A 21,607-nucleotide genomic window follows, 5' to 3' on the forward strand; every position below is an offset into this window, starting at 1 on the left:
GATGAAACCAGAATTTTTAGAAAGTGCGGAGTTTTATAACCGTCGTTATCATAATTTTTCCAGTCGGGTGATTGTACCCATGTCCCTTCTGCTCGTGTTTTTACTTGGCTTTGCAACATTTGCAGAGAAGGAGATGAGTTTGTCTACTAGAGCTACTGTTGAGCCTAGTCGAATCCTTGCAAATATCCAGTCAACTAGCAATAATCGTATTCTTGTCAATCATTTGGAAGAAAATAAGCTGGTTAAGAAGGGGGAACTGTTGGTTCAATACCAGGAAGGGGCAGAGGGTGTCCAAGCGGAGTCCTATGCCAGTCAGTTGGATATGCTCAAGGATCAAAAAAAGCAATTGGAGTATTTGCAAAAGAGTCTGCAAGAAGGGACGGATTACTTTCCAGAGGAGGATAAATTTGGCTACCAAGCCACCTTTCGCGACTACATCAGCCAAGCAGGTAGTCTTAGGGCTAGTACATCGCAACAAAATGAGACCATCGCGTCCCAGAATGCAGCAGCTAGCCAAACCCAATCCGAAATCGGCAACCTCATCAGCCAAACAGAGGCTAAAATTCGCGATTACCAAACAGCTAAGTCAGCTATTGAAACAGGTGCTTCCTTGGCCAGTCAGAATCTAGCCTACTCTCTCTACCAGTCCTACAAGTCTCAGAGTGAGGAAAATCCCCAAGCTAAATCCCAGGCAGTTGCGCAGGTTGAAGCACAGCTTTCTCAGTTAGAATCTAGTCTTGCTACTTACCGTGTCCAGTATGCAGGTTCAGGTACCCAGCAAGCCTATGCGTCAGGCTTAAGCAGTCAATTGGAGTCTCTCAAATCCCAACACTTGGCAAAGATTGGTCAGGAATTGACTATTTTAGACCAGAAAATCTTGGAGGCAGAGTCAGGTAAGAAGGTACAGGGAAATCTTTTAGACAAGGGGAAAATTATGGCGAGTGAGGATGGGGTGCTTCATCTTAATTCTGAGACCAGTGATTCTACCATGGTAGCAGAAGGCGCCCTACTAGCCCAACTCTATCCGTCCTTGGAAAAAGAAGGGAAAGCCAAACTCACAGCTTATCTAAGTTCAAAAGATGTAGCAAGGATCAAGGTCGGTGATTCTGTTCGTTATACGACGACTCATGATGCCAAGAATCAACTTTTCCTAGATTCTACTATTACAAGTATTGATGCGACAGCTACCAAGACTGAGAAAGGGAATTTCTTTAAAATCGAGGCGGAGACTAATCTAACTTCGGAGCAGGCTGAAAAACTTCGGTACGGGGTGGAAGGTCGCCTACAGATGATTACGGGCAAGAAAAGTTATCTACGTTATTATTTGGATCAATTTTTGAACAAAGAGTAATGTTCGTGTTTTTAGAGTTAAATGATTTTTAAACTGTGAGAAATCTTTTTCTTGCAGTTTTTTCTTTATGATTTTTGAGGTTACTACGTCATTTATTCGGTTAAATTCTTGTAATTTTGGGTTTTTTATGGTAGAATGTGCTCAAGTAATACGAAAGGCGAACTTTAAAATGTCAAAACAATTGATCTATTCGGGAAAAGCTAAAGATATCTATACAACTGAGGATGAAAATCTTATTATTTCAACTTACAAGGATCAGGCGACTGCTTTCAATGGTGTCAAGAAGGAGCAGATTGCGGGCAAAGGAGTGTTGAATAATCAGATTTCATCTTTTATTTTTGAGAAATTAAATGCGGCTGGTGTGGCGACTCACTTTGTGGAGAAACTTTCAGACACAGAACAACTCAATAAAAAGGTGGAAATCATTCCTTTGGAAGTCGTACTTCGCAACTACACGGCTGGTTCCTTTTCAAAACGTTTTGGTGTGGATGAGGGAATCGCATTTGAGACTCCGATTGTCGAATTTTACTACAAAAATGATGATTTGGATGATCCATTTATCAATGATGAGCATGTGAAATTTCTACAGATTGCGGATGACCAGCAGATTGTCTATTTGAAGGAAGAAACGCGTCGTATCAATGAACTCTTGAAGGCTTGGTTTGCTGAGATTGGGCTTAAGTTGATTGACTTTAAGCTAGAGTTCGGTTTTGACAAGGATGGTAAGATTATCTTAGCAGATGAATTTTCACCAGATAACTGCCGCTTGTGGGATGCGGATGGCAACCATATGGATAAGGATGTTTTCCGTAGAGAATTGGGAGAACTAACCGACGTTTACGAAATTGTTTGGGAAAAGTTGCAGGAATTGAAATAACAGTCTCAAGGCTGTTTAGGAACATTGCAAGAGCTGAAATAAAGGAATAAGGATTGATGGATAAACGTATTTTTGTTGAAAAAAAGGCTGATTTTCAGGTCAAGTCAGAGAGTTTGGTAAGAGAGCTCCAGCACAACTTGGGACTTTCAACTTTGAAAAGTATTCGTATTATGCAAGTGTATGATGTCTTTAACTTGGCTGAGGACTTGTTTGTGCCTGCAGAGAAACACATCTTCTCTGAGCAGGTGACAGACCATGTTTTGGACGAAGCAGCTGTGCAGGCGGATCTTGCCAACTATGCTTTCTTTGCGATTGAAAGCCTGCCTGGCCAATTTGACCAGCGTGCAGCATCTTCACAGGAAGCCTTGCTTTTACTAGGAAGTTCGAGTGATGTAACGGTTAATACTGCTCAACTTTACTTAGTCAATAAAGATATTGATGCGACTGAGTTAGAGGCGGTCAAGAACTACTTGCTTAATCCAGTTGATTCTCGTTTCAAGAACATCACAACAGGGATTGTCAAGCAGGAATTTTCAGAGTCAGACAAGACTATTCCTAAATTGGCTTTCTTTGAAAACTATACAGCAGAAGACTTTGCTCGCTACAAGGCCGAGCAAGGGATGGCTATGGAAGTGGATGATTTGCTCTTTATCCAGGACTACTTTAAGTCAATCGGGCGTGTGCCAACTGAGACTGAACTCAAGGTTTTGGACACTTACTGGTCTGACCACTGCCGTCACACGACGTTTGAGACTGAGTTGAAGCAGATTGATTTTTCAGCTTCTAAATTCCCAAAACAATTGCAGTCAACCTATGACAAGTATATTGCCATGCGTGATGAGTTGGGGCGTTCTGAAAAACCGCAAACCTTGATGGATATGGCCACTATTTTCGGTCGTTATGAGCGTGCTAATGGGCGTTTGGACGATATGGAAGTGTCAGACGAAATCAATGCTTGCTCTGTTGAAATTGAAGTGGATGTCAATGGTGTGAAAGAACCTTGGCTCCTCATGTTCAAAAATGAAACCCACAACCACCCAACGGAAATTGAGCCATTTGGTGGGGCTGCTACCTGTATCGGTGGTGCTATTCGTGACCCATTGTCAGGTCGCTCGTATGTTTACCAAGCTATGCGTATCTCAGGTGCTGGAGATATTACCGCACCGATTTCGGAAACTCGCGCTGGGAAATTGCCACAACAGGTCATTTCTAAGACAGCGGCTCATGGTTATTCTTCATACGGTAACCAAATTGGGCTTGCGACGACCTACGTTCGTGAGTATTTCCACCCAGGCTTTGTAGCTAAACGCATGGAGCTTGGTGCTGTTGTCGGAGCGGCTCCTAAGGGCAATGTTGTCCGTGAAAAACCGGAAGCGGGTGATGTCATTATCCTCCTTGGAGGTAAGACTGGACGTGATGGTGTCGGTGGTGCGACGGGCTCTTCTAAGGTTCAAACGGTTGAGTCTGTGGAAACTGCTGGAGCTGAGGTTCAAAAAGGGAATGCCATCGAAGAACGTAAGATTCAGCGCCTCTTCCGTAATGGTGCTGTCACTCGTCTCATCAAGAAATCCAATGACTTTGGTGCTGGTGGTGTCTGTGTGGCTATCGGTGAATTAGCAGACGGTCTTGAAATTGATCTTAACAAGGTGCCTCTTAAATACCAAGGCTTGAACGGTACAGAAATTGCCATCTCTGAATCTCAAGAACGGATGGCGGTCGTGGTTCGTCCTAAGGATGTAGATGCCTTCGTTGCAGAATGTAACAAAGAAAATATTGACGCTGTTGTGGTTGCGACAGTGACTGAAAAACCAAATCTAGTCATGCACTGGAATGGTGAAACCATTGTCGACTTGGAACGTCGTTTCCTAGATACCAACGGTGTGCGTGTCGTTGTTGATGCCAAGGTTGTGGACAAAGATGTCAAGCTTCCAGAAGAACGTCAAACATCTGCTGACACACTTGAAGCAGATACCCTTACGGTTCTATCTGACCTCAACCATGCGAGTCAAAAAGGATTACAGACTATCTTTGACTGCTCTGTTGGACGCTCAACGGTTAATCACCCACTTGGCGGACGCTACCAACTCACACCAACTGAAGCTTCTGTGCAGAAATTGCCAGTTCAACACGGTGTGACTCATACTGCGTCAGTCATGGCTCAAGGTTTCAACCCTTATATTGCAGAATGGTCTCCATACCACGGTGCTGCCTATGCGGTGATCGAAGCAACTGCTCGTTTGGTTGCTGCTGGTGCCAAATGGTCTCAGGCTCGTTTTTCTTACCAAGAGTACTTCGAGCGCATGGACAAACAAGCTGAGCGTTTTGGTCAGCCAGTAGCTGCTCTTCTAGGCTCTATCGAAGCACAAATCCAACTTGGTTTGCCATCTATCGGTGGTAAGGACTCTATGTCTGGTACTTTTGAAGAATTGACAGTACCGCCAACCTTGGTAGCCTTTGGGGTAACGACAGCGGATAGCCGTAAGGTGCTCTCTCCAGAATTTAAAGCTGTTGGGGAAAACATCTACTACATCCCAGGTCAAGCTCTTGCTGCAGAGATTGATTTTGACTTGATTAAGTCAAATTTTGCTCAGTTTGAAGCCCGTCAAAAGGCTCATAAAGTGACATCTGCATCAGCTGTCAAATACGGTGGTGTGGTTGAAAGTTTGGCTCTTGCTACTTTTGGAAATCATATTGGTGCAGAGGTAACCTTGCCTGAACTTGAAAGTTCTTTGACAGCACAATTGGGCGGATTTGTCTTTACCTCTCCTGAAGAAATCACTGGAGTAGAGAAAATCGGTCAAACAAGTGCAGACTTTACACTCCTTGTCAACGGTGTGAAGCTAGATGGACACAAGCTTGACAGTGCCTTCCAAGGAAAACTGGAAAAAGTTTACCCAACAGAGTTTGCCCAAGCCAAAGAGCTGGCTGAAGTACCAGCTGTCGCTACTAACACAGTCATCCAAGCTAAAGAAAAAGTTGAAAAACCGGTGGTCTATATCCCAGTATTCCCGGGAACCAACTCAGAATATGACTCAGCCAAGGCATTTGAAAAAGAAGGCGCAGAGGTTAACTTGGTGCCATTCGTGACACTCAATGAAGAAGCCATTGTCAAGTCAGTTGAAACCATGGTTGACAACATCGGCAAGGCTAACATTCTCTTCTTTGCCGGTGGATTCTCAGCTGCGGACGAGCCAGATGGTTCAGCTAAGTTTATTGTCAACATCCTGCTCAATGAAAAAGTGCGTGCAGCTATTGATAGCTTTATCACTCGTGGCGGTTTAATCATAGGTATCTGTAATGGATTCCAGGCCTTGGTCAAATCAGGTCTTCTTCCATACGGAAACTTCGAGGATGCCAGCAGTACGAGCCCAACCCTCTTCTACAATGATGCCAACCAGCACGTGGCCAAGATGGTGGAAACTCGGATTGCCAATACCAACTCGCCGTGGTTGACTGGGGTGCAAGTGGGCGATATCCACGCTATTCCTGTTTCGCACGGTGAAGGGAAGTTTGTCGTGACGGCTGAGGAATTTGCGGAGCTCCGTGACAATGGTCAAATCTTTAGCCAATACGTTGACTTTGATGGAAAACCAAGTATGGATTCTAAGTACAATCCGAATGGTTCCGTCCATGCCATTGAAGGAATTACCAGCAAGAACGGCCAAATCATCGGTAAGATGGGACACTCAGAACGTTATGAAGACGGTCTTTTCCAAAATATCCCAGGAAATAAAGACCAGCACCTCTTCGCGTCGGCGGTTAAATACTTTACTGGAAAATAAGACTTGCAGATTTTCTAATAGATAGTATCAGTAATGTAAAAGTCATGTAGATTTAGCTCTTGGTGCTACACAAATAAAAATTAGGTATATAAAATGACATACGAAGTAAAATCTCTTAATGAAGAATGTGGTGTTTTCGGTATCTGGGGACATCCAGATGCTGCTAAATTGACCTATTTTGGTCTCCATAGTCTTCAGCACCGTGGTCAGGAGGGGGCAGGAATCCTCTCCAATGACCAAGGGAAACTAAAGCGGCATCGCGATATGGGTCTTCTATCAGAAGTCTTCAGAAATCCTGCTAACTTAGATAAATTGACAGGAACTGGTGCGATTGGGCATGTGCGTTATGCGACTGCTGGCGAAGCTTCTGTAGATAACATCCAGCCCTTCCTCTTCCGTTTTCACGATATGCAGTTTGGCTTGGCTCATAATGGAAATCTGACCAATGCAGCCTCTCTCAAGAAAGAATTGGAAGATAGAGGAGCGATTTTCAGTGCGACTTCTGATTCAGAAATCTTAGCCCACTTGATTCGTCGGAGTCACAATCCTAATCTAATGGGCAAAATCAAGGAGGCGCTCAGTCTTGTCAAAGGTGGCTTTGCTTATATTCTGCTGTTTGAGGATAAGTTGATTGCTGCGCTTGATCCTAATGGTTTCCGTCCACTTTCTATCGGGAAAATGGGCAACGGAGCGGTGGTGGTTTCCTCTGAAACCTGTGCTTTTGAGGTTATTGGTGCTGAGTGGATTCGTGATTTGAAGCCAGGTGAGATTGTGATCATTGATGACCAGGGCATCCAGTATGACAGCTATACAGATGATACCCAGTTAGCGATTTGCTCTATGGAGTATATCTACTTTGCTCGCCCTGATTCTAATATCCACGGTGTTAATGTCCATACGGCACGTAAACGTATGGGTGCCCAATTGGCGCGTGAATTTAAGCATGAGGCGGATATTGTGGTCGGTGTACCCAATTCCTCACTCAGCGCAGCTATGGGCTTTGCGGAAGGATCTGGTTTACCAAATGAAATGGGTCTTATCAAGAACCAATACACCCAGCGAACTTTTATCCAACCGACTCAAGAATTGCGGGAGCAAGGGGTGCGGATGAAACTGTCTGCTGTTTCAGGCGTTGTAAAAGGCAAGCGTGTGGTTATGATTGATGACTCTATTGTACGTGGGACGACCTCTCGTCGTATCGTCCAGCTTTTGAAAGAAGCGGGTGCGACTGAGGTTCACGTTGCCATTGGTAGTCCAGCGCTAGCTTATCCATGCTTCTATGGAATTGATATCCAGACTCGTCAGGAACTGATTGCGGCCAATCATACGGTTGAAGAAACGCGCCAAATCATTGGTGCGGACAGTCTGACCTATCTTTCTGTTGAAGGATTGATTGAGTCGATTGGTATTGAAACGGATGCGCCAAATGGTGGTCTCTGTGTCGCTTACTTTGACGGTGACTACCCAACGCCTCTCTACGACTATGAAGAAGACTATCGTAGAAGTTTGGAAGAAAAGACCAGTTTTTACAAATAGACAATAGATCCTCCATTAAAGAAAAGGAATATAAAAATGGCAAATAAAAATGCGTACGCTCAATCTGGTGTGGATGTTGAAGCGGGTTATGAAGTTGTTGAACGAATTAAAAAGCATGTGGCTCGTACGGAGCGTGCAGGTGTCATGGGAGCTCTTGGTGGTTTCGGTGGCATGTTTGACCTTTCAAAGACTGGGGTCAAAGAGCCCGTCTTGATTTCAGGGACTGACGGTGTCGGAACCAAGCTCATGCTTGCCATCAAGTACGACAAGCACGATACCATCGGTCAGGACTGTGTTGCCATGTGTGTCAATGACATTATCGCTGCAGGTGCGGAGCCCCTCTATTTCCTTGACTACGTAGCGACAGGGAAGAATGAACCAGCTAAGCTAGAGCAAGTCGTTGCTGGTGTGGCAGAAGGTTGTGTGCAGGCATGCGCTGCCCTCATCGGTGGGGAAACGGCTGAAATGCCTGGCATGTACGGCACAGATGACTATGACTTAGCTGGTTTTGCGGTCGGTGTGGCTGAAAAATCTCAAATCATTGACGGTTCAAAGGTGGCAGAAGGAGATGTTCTTCTCGGACTTGCTTCAAGTGGGATTCATTCCAATGGTTACTCTCTCGTCCGTCGTGTCTTTGCGGATTACACAGGTGAGGAAGTTCTGCCAGAATTGGAAGGCAAGAAACTCAAGGAAGTTCTTCTTGAGCCGACTCGTATCTATGTCAAGGCTGTTTTGCCACTCATCAAGGAAGAGTTGGTCAACGGTATTGCCCACATCACAGGTGGGGGCTTTATCGAAAATGTTCCTCGTATGTTTGCAGATGACTTGGCTGCTGAGATTGATGAAAGCAAAGTTCCAGTGCTTCCTATTTTCAAAGCTCTTGAAAAATATGGTAAAATCAAACATGAAGAAATGTTTGAAATCTTCAATATGGGTGTGGGACTTATGCTAGCAGTCAGCCCTGAAAATGTAGGTCGTGTCAAGGAATTGCTGGATGAACCAGTCTATGAAATTGGTCGTATCGTCAAGAAAGAAAACGAAAGTGTCATCATCAAATGAAAAAAATAGCGGTTTTTGCCTCTGGTAATGGCTCAAATTTTCAGGTGATAGCGGAACAATTTCCAGTAGAGTTTGTCTTTTCAGACCATCGTGACGCCTATGTGCTCGAACGTGCAGACAAGCTCGGCGTTCTGTCCTATGCTTTTGAACTCAAGGAGTTTGAGAGCAAGGCAGACTACGAAGTAGCCATTGTCGAACTCTTGGAAGAGCACCAGATTGACTTGGTTTGTCTAGCAGGCTACATGAAAATTGTTGGGTCAACCTTATTGGCAGCTTATGAAGGCAGGATTGTCAACATTCATCCAGCCTACCTGCCAGAATTTCCAGGAGCTCATGGGATTGAGGATGCTTGGAATGCTGGCGTTGCTGAGAGCGGCGTGACCATTCATTGGGTGGATTCAGGTGTGGATACAGGAAAGGTTATCAAACAAGTGCGTGTGCCACGGCTTGAAGGGGATACCCTAGATACTTTCGAGACTCGCATACACGAAACAGAGTACAAACTGTATCCAGAATTGTTGGATAGTTTGGGAGTGGAGAGGAAGAAATGATTATGGACCAATACTATATGGAGTTAAAGAATAAGTTATCTAACAGACCAATCCTACTGGATAATACTAATGATTTTCTTTTTGTTTTAGTAAATACAGTGAAAGCTATGATAGAAAATACTGATAAAAGTCAGCTTTCAGAGTTAGATAAAATTTTAGACGGTGTCACAAGTCAAGAATTGAAACTTGCCTATGATTTTTGTCAAGGGAAATTCGGTCAAGCAGGTTTTTCTTATCGTAGGCACCCGAATTATTTTTATTTGTCCAGTTTAATTGCGACTTTTCCAGAATTTGAGTTGTCTAAAGCAGACAGAGATTACCTCAAAGGAATCATAAATTTTGATAACTACCTTTTATATGAGTTAGATTAGTCTTTAATCACCTCAAAACCCTATTTATTCAAAAGGAGAAAAAATGATTGAGCTGAAATTAGTAGATGAGAGCAGTTTTCAGGCAGTGCTGGATTTGAAAATATCTGAAGCTGATGAACGAGCACGTTTTGTGGCTCCAAATGTACGCTCTTTAGCTGACGCATGGCTCTACCGGGAAAATGAAGATGTGTTTCCGAGGGCAATCTATTGGAATAAGCTTGTAGTTGGTTTTCTCCTGTTGGAAATAGATAAGGATGAAGCGGAATACTTTATCTGGAGGATAATGATTGGCCAGCAGTACTAAGGAAGAGGTTATGGTCGAAAAGCCTTGGAAGTTCTAATCAAAGAGGCTCAGATGGATAGATCTTGCAGTCATATTGTTGCAGATTATGTGGTTGGAAATGAAAAAATGAAGCACCTGTTGACTAGTTTGGGTTTTCAGGAAACAGGATTTATAGAAGAAAATAACGAATTCGCTATGCGCTTGGACCTAAAGAAAGAGGAATAGAATGACGAAAAAAGCTTTAATCAGCGTCTCAGACAAAGCGGGCATTGTTGAATTCGCCCAAACTAAAAAAACTTGGTTGGGACATCATCTCAACAGGTGGAACCAAGGTTGCCCTTGATAATGCTGGGGTGAGCACCATTGCCATTGATGATTCATATGATATCTTTGATTTTAAATTGGAGTCAGTGCTTGTTGAAGACGGCTTCAAACGGAGGTATTTGTGATGTTAGAATCTAAAAAAACAACTCGATATGTATTTTATGTCTATCTGATGTTATTAACTTGGGGAATCTTATTTAAGTTTGAAACAAATCCTGAATTTATAGCATTTTTCTTAGCTCCAAGGTACATCAATTGGATTCCATTTTCAGAACCACTAATAGTAGATGGAAAAATTGTTTTTGCTGAAATGTTATTTAATCTGATTTCCTTTATTCCATTAGGTGTTTGTTTCCCTCTGATAAAAACTAATTTATCTAGTTTAAAAATAGTCGGGACAGGTTTCTTGATTAGTTTATTGTTTGAGTGCTTACAGTATATTTTAGCAATAGGCATAACAGATATAACGGATTTGACTTTAAATACGCTAGGCGTCTGTGTAGGCTTGCTGATTTACCAAATTTTTATAAGATTATTCAAATCACAGACTAGAAAATGGGTCAATATCTTAGGTGTGCTTAGCCTTGGTTTTGTTTATTTTGTTTTACTGTTACTGCATTTAATTGGTGTTTAACTAATGATTAAAAAGGAGAATATAATGACTAAACGCGCCTTAATCAGCGTCTCAGATAAAGCGGGCATTGTTGAATTTGCCCAAGAACTTAAAAAACTCGGTTGGGACATCATCTCAACAGGTGGAACCAAGGTTGCCCTTGATAATGCTGGGGTGAACACCATTGCCATCGATGATGTGACTGGGTTCCCAGAGATGATGGACGGTCGTGTCAAGACCCTTCATCCAAATATCCACGGTGGGCTCCTTGCTCGTCGTGACTTGGATAGCCACTTGGAAGCGGCTAAGGACAACAAGATTGAGCTCATTGACCTTGTGGTGGTCAATCTCTATCCATTCAAGGAAACGATTCTCAAACCAGACGTGACGTACGCTGATGCAGTTGAAAACATCGATATCGGCGGGCCATCTATGCTTCGTTCAGCAGCGAAGAACCATGCCAGCGTAACAGTTGTTGTAGATCCATCTGACTACGCTGTGGTTCTTGACGAATTGTCAGCAAACGGTGAAACAACTTACGAAACTCGACAACGTTTGGCAGCCAAGGTTTTCCGTCACACAGCGGCTTATGATGCCTTGATTGCAGAGTATTTCACAGCTCAAGTGGGTGAAGAAAAACCTGAAAAACTGACCTTGACCTATGACCTCAAACAAGCCATGCGTTACGGTGAAAATTCTCAGCAGGATGCGGACTTTTACCAAAAAGCCTTGCCGACAGATTACTCCATTGCTTCAGCCAAACAGCTCAACGGTAAAGAATTGTCCTTCAACAATATCCGTGATGCGGATGCTGCCATTCGTATTATTCGTGATTTCAAAGACCGTCCAACCGTTGTGGCTCTCAAACATATGAATCCATGCGGTATCGGTCAGGCTGATGACATTGAGACTGCTTGGGACTACGCTTATGAGTCTGACCCAGTGTCTATCTTTGGTGGTATCGTTGTTCTTAACCGTGAGGTGGATGTTGCGACAGCTGAGAAGATGCACGGTATTTTCCTTGAAATCATCATCGCACCAAGCTATACGGATGAAGCGCTAGCTATTTTGACTAATAAAAAGAAAAACTTGCGTATCCTTGCCTTGCCATTTGATGCTCAAGAAGCTAGCGAAGTGGAAGCAGAATACACAGGTGTTGTCGGTGGACTTCTGGTGCAAAACCAAGACGTGGTCAAAGAAAGCCCAGCTGACTGGCAAGTGGTGACCAAACGCCAACCAACTGAGACAGAATCGACAGCTCTTGAGTTCGCTTGGAAGGCTATTAAATACGTCAAATCAAACGGAATCATCGTAACCAACGACCACATGACACTTGGTGTTGGTCCAGGTCAAACTAACCGTGTTGCCTCTGTTCGTATCGCTATTGACCAAGCTAAAGACCGCCTTGATGGTGCTGTTCTCGCATCGGATGCCTTCTTCCCATTTGCGGATAACGTGGAAGAAATTGCCAAAGCAGGTATCAAAGCTATCATTCAGCCGGGAGGATCCGTCCGTGACCAAGAATCTATCGAAGCAGCTGACAAATATGGCTTGACCATGGTCTTCACAGGAGTGAGACATTTTAGACATTAAGAACACTAAAGGGAAGAAAACAGTTTCTTTCCTTTTTTGCGTAAAAATGCGGAGTGAAACAAGATTAAAACGAACGTTTGTGATATAATATTGGTAAATAATTCGCAAAAGAGGTTGTGAGATGAAACTACTTGTTGTCGGTTCGGGTGGTCGTGAACATGCGATTGCTAAGAATTTGCTTGAGTCAAAAGAGGTAGAAAAGGTTTTTGTTGCTCCTGGGAATGATGGGATGACTCTGGATGGTTTGGAATTGGTAAATATCTCTATTTCCGAACATTATGAATTGATTGAGTTTGTAAAAGCCAACGATATTGCTTGGTCATTTATCGGGCCAGATGACGCCCTTGCGGCTGGTATCGTGGATGATTTCAATGCGGCAGGACTCAAAGCTTTTGGTCCGACTAAGGCTGCGGCTGAACTTGAGTGGTCTAAGGATTTTGCCAAGGAAATCATGGTCAAATATGGCGTTCCGACAGCAGCCTATGGCACATTTTCCGACTTTGAGGAAGCCAAGGCCTATATCGAAAAGCAGGGTGCGCCTATCGTAGTCAAGGCGGATGGATTGGCTCTTGGGAAGGGTGTTGTCGTTGCTGAGACAGTCGAGCAAGCAGTCGAAGCAGCTCACGAGATGCTTTTGGACAATAAATTTGGTGACTCAGGTGCGCGTGTGGTTATTGAGGAATTCCTTGAAGGAGAGGAATTTTCACTCTTTGCCATTGTCAATGGTGATAAGTTCTACATCATGCCAACAGCTCAGGACCACAAACGTGCCTATAATGGCGATAAGGGGCCTAACACAGGCGGTATGGGTGCCTATGCGCCAGTTCCTCACTTGCCACAGAGCGTGGTTGACACAGCGGTCGAGACTATTGTCAAGCCAGTTCTTGAAGGGATGATCAAAGAAGGTCGTCCGTATCTTGGTGTCCTTTACGCAGGGCTTATTCTGACAGCTGATGGACCTAAGGTCATCGAGTTCAACGCTCGTTTTGGAGATCCTGAAACGCAAATCATCTTGCCTCGTTTAACATCTGACTTTGCACAAAATATTACGGATATCATCGATGGCAAGGAGCCGAAGATCACGTGGCTGGACAAGGGTGTGACTCTGGGTGTGGTTGTCGCATCCAAGGGTTACCCGCTAGACTATGAAAAAGGTGTCAAGTTGCCTGCCAAGACAGAAGGCGACATTATCACCTATTATGCAGGGGCTAAGTTTGCGGAAAATAGCAGAGCACTGCTATCAAACGGTGGACGTGTCTATATGCTCGTTACCACAGCAGACACCGTCAAAGAAACCCAAGATACCATTTACCAAGAGCTTGCCCAACAACAAACAGAAGGTTTCTTTTACCGAACAGATATCGGAAGCAAGGCAATTAGATAAAGATATAAGAAAAAGCGACGCAGTCGCCAAATACGATAATGGTCGCCGTGGTGAAAAGATCAGAACAATTTCTGTTCTGGTCGGAGGAAACTTTGAGACCTTAGGCTCGAAGTTTAGGAATGAAACCGAAGATTTGCTTCCGTCCCTCACAACCTAAGGTGATTGTTGAAAAACAGTAAAAAGGAGAAGAAATGAAACCCGTAATTTCCATTATCATGGGCTCAAAATCCGACTGGGCAACCATGCAAAAAACCGCCGAAGTCCTCGATCGCTTCGGTGTAGCCTACGAAAAGAAAGTTGTTTCTGCCCACCGTACACCTGATTTCATGTTCAAATATGCAGAAGAAGCATATAGCCGTGGTATTAAGGTCATCATCGCAGGTGCTGGTGGCGCAGCCCATTTGCCAGGTATGGTCGCAGCGAAAACAACCCTTCCTGTCATCGGGGTGCCTGTCAAATCGCGTGCCCTTAGTGGCGTGGATTCACTCTACTCTATCGTGCAAATGCCGGGTGGCGTACCTGTTGCGACTATGGCTATCGGTGAAGCAGGAGCGACCAATGCGGCCCTCTTTGCCCTCCGTCTCCTCTCAGTAGAAGATCAGGCTATCGCGACAGCTTTGGCAGATTTCGCAGAAGAGCAAGGAAAAATTGCAGAGGAGTCTACAAATGAGCTCATCTAAAACAATTGGAATTATCGGTGGCGGTCAGCTGGGTCAGATGATGGCCATTTCTGCTATCTACATGGGGCACAAGGTCATCGCGCTGGATCCTGCGGCGGATTGCCCAGCCTCTCGCGTAGCGGAAATCATTGTGGCGCCTTATAATGACGTGGATGCTCTGCGTCAGTTGGCTGAGCGTTGCGATGTCCTCACCTATGAGTTTGAAAATGTCGATGCCGACGGTTTGGATGCTGTCATCAAGGATGGACAACTCCCTCAAGGGACAGACCTGCTCCGTATTTCTCAAAATCGCATTTTTGAAAAGGATTTTCTCTCAAACAAGGCTCAAGTCACTGTAGCACCTTACAAGGTTGTGACCTCAAGCCAAGATTTGGCGGAGATTGACCTGTCCAAAAACTATGTCCTCAAGACTGCGACAGGTGGTTACGATGGCCATGGGCAAAAGGTCATTCGTTCAGCAGAGGACTTGGAAGAGGCCTATACACTAGCGGATTCAGCAGACTGTGTTTTGGAAGAATTTGTCGATTTTGACCTTGAGATTTCTGTCATCGTATCAGGAAATGGCAAGGATGTGACAGTCTTCCCAGTTCAGGAAAATATCCACCGCAACAATATCCTGTCTAAAACCATTGTACCAGCTCGCATTTCAACAAGTCTAGCTGACAAGGCTAAAGCAATGGCAGTGCGAATCGCAGAACAGCTCAAGTTGTCTGGAACCCTCTGTGTGGAAATGTTTGCGACGGCTGATGACATTATCGTCAACGAAATTGCCCCACGGCCACATAATTCAGGTCACTACTCCATTGAAGCCTGCGACTTTTCACAATTTGACACGCATATTTTGGGTGTTCTGGGAGCACCATTACCAGAAATTAAATTACATGCACCAGCAGTCATGCTCAACGTTCTCGGACAGCATGTCGAGCTTGCTGAAAAATATGTCACAGAAAATCCAAGCGCCCACCTCCACATGTATGGTAAAATAGAAGCGAAGCACAACCGCAAGATGGGACATGTGACTTTGTTTAGAGATGTGCCGGATGAGGTGGAGGAGTTTTAGGAGAGAATCGTATGGAATACTATGAGTTTAAAGAAGATATAATAGGTCAAAATTTCAACTTTTATTTCGATACTAGCGCGTTGCTCTCGTTGTATCGAAAACAACAAGATTTGGTTGATTATTTTAATATTAATATTCGAAATATTGAAAATAATATCCGAATTCCTTCGACGGTACAAAAAGAATATAATAGAAATGTATCAAGTGCTAAAATTCATTTAAAAAATGAATTAATTAAAAATACAAAAAATTTTCAGAAAAATATTTTTGATAGTGTAAATCAGAGTCTGATCCAAATTTTCGAGCTTCTTTCAAATAGTGATTCACCTGATTTAGATACATTTGTAGAGTTGCAGAATGATTCGATAGAAAAGTTATCACTTCTTAATGATTTTGTTAGAAAATTAGAAATATCTGAAAACGAGAAAAAAACAGATAAAGTTTCAGAACTTATGGAAAATTTTCTAATGTCATCAGACAACTTGCTTCCGACAATATCTAGAGTGGAGCAAATAAAATTTATGAATGAGGGATACACTAGAGCTAAGCATCATTTTCCTCCTGGTTATATGGATATGAAGGACAAATATCATGGTTTAAAAAGAGAAGCTTTAAAAAAGAGTCAAGGGCAGAAGAAACCAGAAGAGCTTATAAGATATCTAGGCGATTACTTTATTTGGGCAGAGATAATAAAAGATGTTTTGAGTAAAGAAAAAAATGCACTTTTTATCACTTCTGATTTAAAAGAGGATTGGTGGGAAATGCCAAAAAAAATGTATGATTTGAGATCTTATGAGCCTAGAAAGGAATTGATTGAAGAATTTGTTGAATTAACTGGTAAGCGGATAGAATTTATTCCTTTTGATCTATTTATAAGTTTTTTAGAGAGTTATAACAATCAAGAATCTTTGCGCAATTATTTATTCCAGAATATAGCTGAAATAGAGTCAATCGTTTCAGATCAGGTTTTGGAATATGTTGGGGAAAATGAGAGATTAATTATTTCAGACAATGATATCATTTGGGATTCAGATATAACAAAGGGATACGTTCCGTATGAGTATAATGTAGAAGTCCTAGACACGGAAATAATTTCAGTAGAAATTGATTCCTCCGATGAAGGGGAGGACGGTGAACTTTCTGTAGAACTTATTGTTAGCGTTAATATATGGGGAATTTTCGATGTTTTTGCTGGACTAGAGGATGTTGTTTATCGAAGCGTAAATGGTGATTTCACTGTAGAAGATATTCGTATTCAAGTTGAAATTGATTTTTCTCCTAGTCAGGTAAATAATGTGAAAGACATTATGATAAAGGATTGCTCTGATGATTTTAATTTGATAATTCAAGAAGCAGAAGTTGTAAATATAGAGTTAATCGATAGTGGTTCGATTGGCTTAGATTATGACGATCCTGATGAAAGTGCCCTATTAGATTATTATCAGTGGGAATGGGATAGAGATGAAGATAGGTTTGTAAAATGGTAAATTTATAAAAAGTAAAGAGATTGCAGAGTTAGCAATTATCAAAAGTAAAGATTGGATAATACATTGAACAATTATTACGAAGCAAATAACCGTCAATGTATCTTTAGAAAAAGAGAAGACTGAGGCAGTTGTTGAAGTCTTGTATGATAGTAGCAATTACGAGAAGGCAACAGCTAGGTTTGGTGAGCTAGCTACTCAATATCCTGAAAACTATCTAGCAATTTATGATTTGCTACTGGATAATGATTTGAATATATTTTCTCACTCCCCGTCAGTGTTTATTGGTAAAGAAGAGTTTGAATAAATGGTGAAATTAAAAAAATTACAAAAAGAATTTTTAAAACTTGGCTATACTCTTAGTGATGAATATCCAAAAGAAGGTGGAGAAGGTACTGTATACAAAGCGGAGAAAGAACAAAGTCTTTATGCTATTAAAGTTATTAAAGATTTAAGAACGGATAGGATTAAAAGATATAAACAGGAAATTGAAAGTGTTCAAGAATTAGATCATCCTAATGTTATAAAACCTCTTTATGGAGAATTATTGATTGATGGTGAAGAAGTTCAGTACAGTATCATGCCATTCTATGAAAATGATTTAAAAAAGATCATTCCCCAACTATTAGATTATGAGCAGATTTTTAACATTATCATTGAACTGGGAGAAGCTTTAAAGTACATTCATAGCAAAGATATTATACACAGGGATTTAAAGCCAGAAAACGTATTGATTGCGGCAGATGACGGACATTTAGTTTTAACGGATTTTGGTATTGCACATTTTAAAGATTCTAATCTAACTAAGAAAAATGATTTGTTAAATAACAGAGTATATCTGGCTCCTGAACAATATATTAAAGGAAATGCTCAAAATGTGACTCAAGCAGCAGACATTTATTCATTTGGACTAATTATTAATGAGTGCTTTACTAAGAGAGCCGCTCACGGTGACAATCCTCGGTTAATAAGTGATGGGTATCCGTTTTTATTTGAACTTGACAATATAGTCAAAAAGATGTTAAGGCAAGATGCTGAAAAAAGAATAGGTATCAATTGTGCTTTAAGTTTGTTGAAAGAGGCTAGAGAGACTCTGTTTGAAGACTTAGATTACCTTAGTTGTGATTTGACGGACGGATCTCCAGAAGATTTATCTCCAGAAGAACTAGGAAGTATTTTAAGTCAAGCTAGTAAAGATGTTTATTTTGCGACTAAATTTAAGCTAGATGATGATATCACTAAACAGTATGAGTTAAATTATCATAAAAATATTAGTTTTAGTGTTTCTCCTTATTTAAAAAATTTAGTTGCTGGTTATAAAATTTTGGATGTTTGTCGAAAAAAATTTATTTATGAAACTGCATATCCAGAGGGGCCAAGACTTTCATTTCTGAACGAAAGTGAGTATAAAGGTCTTTATGATAGATTAGAGGCAGTTCTCAATATATATATGATTTCAGGTAGGATTTATGGACAAATAAAAAAATATTTTTCAGCATGTCTAGATTATCATGCTGAAGATATTCTAACACAAATTGAAGATGAAAAATGGATGTATGATAATCTGTTTTATCACATAGAAGATGCACCAATACTTTGGTTAAGGTCGTTTTTATTAGAACTGGGTATTGAGCAGAGTGAATTAGAAGATAATATTTTGATAAATTGGGATAGAGCAGTAGCTGGCAATGAGACAGAGTTGTCTTTGTTTAAAAAAGATACTGAATTTGAAAGAATTCAATATGAGAAGATTGAAGCGATTTGTCAAAAGGTTATAAACCAATGGGCTATGTCATATGATTATCTTGATGATAAGACTATTAGATTTGTATTTGCAGATGAACATCAATTTGAAAAATTTAAAGATTTTGCAATAAACAAAATAGAATCCGATCGTAGTTTGTGGTTAGATTTCAAGGATGACATTATTCAAAAGTCTAAAGTCATTGATGGTGAAATTATTGTGGATTTAAGTATCTCTTGGGATATTGATTCAATTTTGGCAAAGGTATTTGCTTTTAAGAAAATGAATTAAAATTTTCAGTAGTTGTTTAAATTCTCAAATAAACTAAAAATATAGAAAGGAACAAGGGTACCGTATTTCCTAAACTGAATACGGGCTATGGACTTGGCCAAAAAGATAGTTTTCCTAGAAGCTGACGCTTCTTCGTCTAAACTCCTATTTTGACTTTGTCCGCTTAACGCCCTTAATATCTTAATTATGATCGACCGTTACTCTCGCCCTGAGATGGCGAATATTTGGAGTGAAGAAAATAAATACCGTGCTTGGCTTGAGGTGGAAATCTTGGCTGACGAGGCATGGGCTGAGTTGGGGGAAATCCCTAAGGAAGATGTGGCTTTGATCCGCGAGAAAGCGGACTTTGACATCGACCGTATTTTGGAAATTGAGCAGGAGACTCGTCATGACGTGGTGGCTTTCACGCGTGCGGTTTCTGAGACGCTTGGTGAAGAGCGCAAGTGGGTCCACTATGGCTTGACTTCTACTGACGTGGTGGACACGGCCTACGGTTACCTTTACAAGCAGGCCAACGACATCATCCGTCGTGACCTTGAAAATTTCACCAACATCATCGCTGATAAGGCTAAGGAGCACAAGTTTACCATCATGATGGGTCGTACCCACGGTGTGCACGCTGAGCCGACAACCTTTGGTCTTAAATTGGCGACTTGGTATAGTGAAATGAAGCGCAATATCGAGCGTTTTGAGCATGCGGCTGCTGGTGTGGAAGCTGGTAAGATTTCTGGTGCGGTTGGAAACTTCGCCAACATCCCACCATTCGTTGAGCAATACGTCTGCGACAAATTGGGTATCCGTGCCCAAGAAATTTCTACACAAGTCCTTCCTCGTGACCTTCACGCTGAGTACTTTGCAGTTCTTGCTAGCATCGCGACTTCAATCGAGCGTATGGCGACTGAGATTCGTGGTTTGCAAAAATCAGAACAACGAGAAGTAGAAGAATTTTTTGCTAAAGGGCAAAAAGGATCTTCAGCAATGCCTCACAAACGCAACCCAATCGGTTCTGAAAATATGACTGGTCTGGCGCGTGTTATCCGTGGTCACATGATTACAGCCTATGAAAACGTTGCTCTCTGGCACGAACGCGATATTTCCCACTCATCAGCTGAGCGCATCATCACACCAGATACAACTATCTTGATTGACTACATGCTCAACCGCTTTGGAAATATTGTCAAGAACTTGACGGTCTTCCCAGAAAACATGATTCGCAACATGAACTCTACATTTGGTTTGATCTTTAGCCAACGGGCTATGTTGACTTTGATTGAAAAAGGGATGACCCGTGAGCAAGCCTATGACTTGGTACAACCAAAAACAGCCTACTCTTGGGATAATCAAGTAGACTTTAAACCACTGTTGGAAGCAGATCCAGAAGTAACATCACGCCTCACACAAGAGGAAATCGACGAGATTTTCAACCCTCTTTACTACACTAAACGAGTGGATGATATCTTTGAACGTCTTGGTTTAGGATAATTAAAATAAAATCGAAGTTCTATTACTCTATTTACTGGAGTAGCAGAACTTCGATGTTTCTTTTTTATTAAAGTGCTTTTGAAAAAAATAACCAATATTTTATAATATGTTGAATATAGAATAGTATACTGTGACTTCTAAAATATTACTAGAAATTGATTTGAATTTCCTAATCGATTTGTCCATATTCTATTTCAATCTACTATGTCATATAATAAACATAGAAAAAAGCCCAAGCGATTAGGCTCAGGCTTTCTTCTTAGTGATCACGGTCACATGAGATGAATTTAATCTTGTAGTAATCCGCTCGTTTATAAGTTTCGCTGTATGCGAGAACTTGGCCAGTGGATTCTAACTTAGTAGTCTTGGTTTGTAAAACGGTTGGGAATTGCTCATCGACTCCGAGGACCGAAGCCGCATGTTCTGGAGTTGGAAATGTTATTTCATTGATTTCTTCAAAATGTTCATCATTCATATGAATGTGGTAATCCAATTTGAAACGGTTATAGATAGAGCTATAATATTCAAGATTTGGATAATTTGCGTTGATGTATTGTTCTGGAATGTAAGATGTGTGGTAGATATAAACGACACCGTTTGATTCGCGGACACGTTCAATCTTGTAGTAGAATTGATCGCCGCGTAGACCCAATTTTTCCAAGTAAGCGAGTTTGTTTCCGCGTTCAATTGAAAGAACAGTTACCTTATCATCTTTAGCATTAAAGAGTTCAATATCTGAAAACTCTACAAGCTTGTGTTTGCGTGCACGTGAAACGAAGGTTCCTTTTCCTTGTTGGCGGACAATATAGCCATCTTTAGCAAGGTCGTTTAAGGCGCGGACAACTGTGATAGAACTGACATCGTACATTGAAATGAGCTCTGCTTCAGTGTAAAATTTATCTCCACTGCTAAACTGCCCAGAGATGATTTTATTTTTTAATTCGTCTTTTATGTATTGATATTTGGGAATTGCCATATTTTTACCTCTATTTTCCTTCTCCACAGAAAATTTTACCATAAAAGCGAAAAAAATAGTAGTCTTTTGAATAAAAAATTAGAAAAATAGTTTGAAAAATTAAGCTACATAAGCATTACTCATATTTTATAAATGTATTTTATACAAAATTATTTTAGGTTCCATA

The 21,607-nt window shown here is 41.5% G+C and carries 17 protein-coding genes and 2 pseudogenes; 18 read left to right on the plus strand and 1 reads right to left on the minus strand.

Annotated features, from left to right (window positions below; all coding sequences use genetic code 11):
- The first annotated feature begins 1 nt into the window (after position 1).
- From comB to purB, 18 genes and pseudogenes are all read left to right on the plus strand, one after another.
- Complete coding sequence (gene comB, locus OC529_RS09650; RefSeq protein WP_262082023.1) at positions 2-1,351, plus strand: competence pheromone export protein ComB; 1,350 nt, start codon at positions 2-4, stop codon at positions 1,349-1,351.
- A 169-nt stretch (positions 1,352-1,520) separates the two neighbouring features.
- Positions 1,521-2,228, plus strand: coding sequence for a phosphoribosylaminoimidazolesuccinocarboxamide synthase (purC, locus tag OC529_RS09655; RefSeq protein ID WP_262082024.1), 708 nt, complete (start codon positions 1,521-1,523; stop codon positions 2,226-2,228).
- Between the two features lie 56 nt (positions 2,229-2,284).
- A complete protein-coding gene (locus OC529_RS09660) occupies positions 2,285-6,010 on the plus strand; it encodes a phosphoribosylformylglycinamidine synthase (protein ID WP_262082025.1) in 3,726 nt (1,241 codons plus the stop codon).
- 93 nt (positions 6,011-6,103) lie between these two features.
- Positions 6,104-7,546, plus strand: a complete 1,443-nt coding sequence (purF, locus tag OC529_RS09665) for an amidophosphoribosyltransferase (RefSeq protein ID WP_164226445.1) — start codon at positions 6,104-6,106, stop codon at positions 7,544-7,546.
- Positions 7,547-7,582: 36 nt separating this feature from the next.
- Positions 7,583-8,605 carry a phosphoribosylformylglycinamidine cyclo-ligase gene (gene purM, locus OC529_RS09670; protein ID WP_164226444.1) on the plus strand — a complete coding sequence of 341 codons (1,023 nt, stop codon included), beginning with the start codon at positions 7,583-7,585 and terminating at the stop codon, positions 8,603-8,605.
- Positions 8,602-9,156 (plus strand): phosphoribosylglycinamide formyltransferase, encoded by a 555-nt coding sequence (purN, locus tag OC529_RS09675; protein WP_164226443.1) that lies wholly within the window; start codon positions 8,602-8,604, stop codon positions 9,154-9,156. Before purM ends, purN begins: the two co-directional genes overlap by 4 nt.
- Positions 9,157-9,158: 2 nt before the next feature.
- On the plus strand, positions 9,159-9,527 hold the full coding sequence (locus OC529_RS09680) for a hypothetical protein (RefSeq protein WP_002224354.1): 369 nt from the start codon (positions 9,159-9,161) through the stop codon (positions 9,525-9,527).
- A 43-nt stretch (positions 9,528-9,570) separates the two neighbouring features.
- Positions 9,571-10,035: pseudogene (locus OC529_RS09685) on the plus strand (GNAT family N-acetyltransferase).
- A 1-nt stretch (position 10,036) separates the two neighbouring features.
- A pseudogene (locus tag OC529_RS09690) lies at positions 10,037-10,187 on the plus strand (bifunctional phosphoribosylaminoimidazolecarboxamide formyltransferase/IMP cyclohydrolase); the annotation flags it as partial.
- A gap of 71 nt (positions 10,188-10,258) precedes the next feature.
- Entirely contained in the window at positions 10,259-10,768 is a 510-nt protein-coding gene (locus OC529_RS09695; protein WP_164226440.1) for a VanZ family protein, read from the plus strand.
- Positions 10,769-10,792: 24 nt separating this feature from the next.
- Positions 10,793-12,340, plus strand: a complete 1,548-nt coding sequence (gene purH / locus OC529_RS09700) for a bifunctional phosphoribosylaminoimidazolecarboxamide formyltransferase/IMP cyclohydrolase (RefSeq protein ID WP_164226439.1) — start codon at positions 10,793-10,795, stop codon at positions 12,338-12,340.
- Positions 12,341-12,461: 121 nt separating this feature from the next.
- On the plus strand, positions 12,462-13,724 hold the full coding sequence (gene purD / locus OC529_RS09705; protein ID WP_262082026.1) for a phosphoribosylamine--glycine ligase: 1,263 nt from the start codon (positions 12,462-12,464) through the stop codon (positions 13,722-13,724).
- Between the two features lie 191 nt (positions 13,725-13,915).
- The gene (purE, locus tag OC529_RS09710; RefSeq protein WP_050257006.1) at positions 13,916-14,404 is read left to right on the plus strand and encodes a 5-(carboxyamino)imidazole ribonucleotide mutase; all 489 of its coding nucleotides are present in this window, start codon (positions 13,916-13,918) and stop codon (positions 14,402-14,404) included.
- Positions 14,391-15,464 carry a 5-(carboxyamino)imidazole ribonucleotide synthase gene (gene purK / locus OC529_RS09715; RefSeq protein ID WP_262082027.1) on the plus strand — a complete coding sequence of 358 codons (1,074 nt, stop codon included), beginning with the start codon at positions 14,391-14,393 and terminating at the stop codon, positions 15,462-15,464. Before purE ends, purK begins: the two co-directional genes overlap by 14 nt.
- Positions 15,465-15,475: 11 nt before the next feature.
- Positions 15,476-16,951 carry a PIN-like domain-containing protein gene (locus tag OC529_RS09720; protein ID WP_262082028.1) on the plus strand — a complete coding sequence of 492 codons (1,476 nt, stop codon included), beginning with the start codon at positions 15,476-15,478 and terminating at the stop codon, positions 16,949-16,951.
- Positions 16,952-17,024: 73 nt separating this feature from the next.
- Complete coding sequence (locus OC529_RS09725) at positions 17,025-17,255, plus strand: phosphoribosylaminoimidazole carboxylase (protein WP_262082054.1); 231 nt, start codon at positions 17,025-17,027, stop codon at positions 17,253-17,255.
- Positions 17,256-18,983, plus strand: coding sequence for a serine/threonine-protein kinase (locus OC529_RS09730; protein ID WP_262082029.1), 1,728 nt, complete (start codon positions 17,256-17,258; stop codon positions 18,981-18,983). It abuts the gene before it with no gap.
- Between the two features lie 186 nt (positions 18,984-19,169).
- A complete protein-coding gene (gene purB, locus OC529_RS09735) occupies positions 19,170-20,465 on the plus strand; it encodes an adenylosuccinate lyase (RefSeq protein ID WP_033688008.1) in 1,296 nt (431 codons plus the stop codon).
- Between the two features lie 259 nt (positions 20,466-20,724).
- On the opposite strand, the gene OC529_RS09740 is transcribed toward purB, so the two are convergent.
- Positions 20,725-21,441, minus strand: a complete 717-nt coding sequence (locus tag OC529_RS09740; RefSeq protein WP_262082030.1) for a GntR family transcriptional regulator — start codon at positions 21,439-21,441, stop codon at positions 20,725-20,727.
- Between the last annotated feature and the right edge of the window lie 166 nt (positions 21,442-21,607).

The organism is Streptococcus sp. Marseille-Q5855 (genome assembly GCF_946901985.1).
Lineage (GTDB): Bacteria > Bacillota > Bacilli > Lactobacillales > Streptococcaceae > Streptococcus.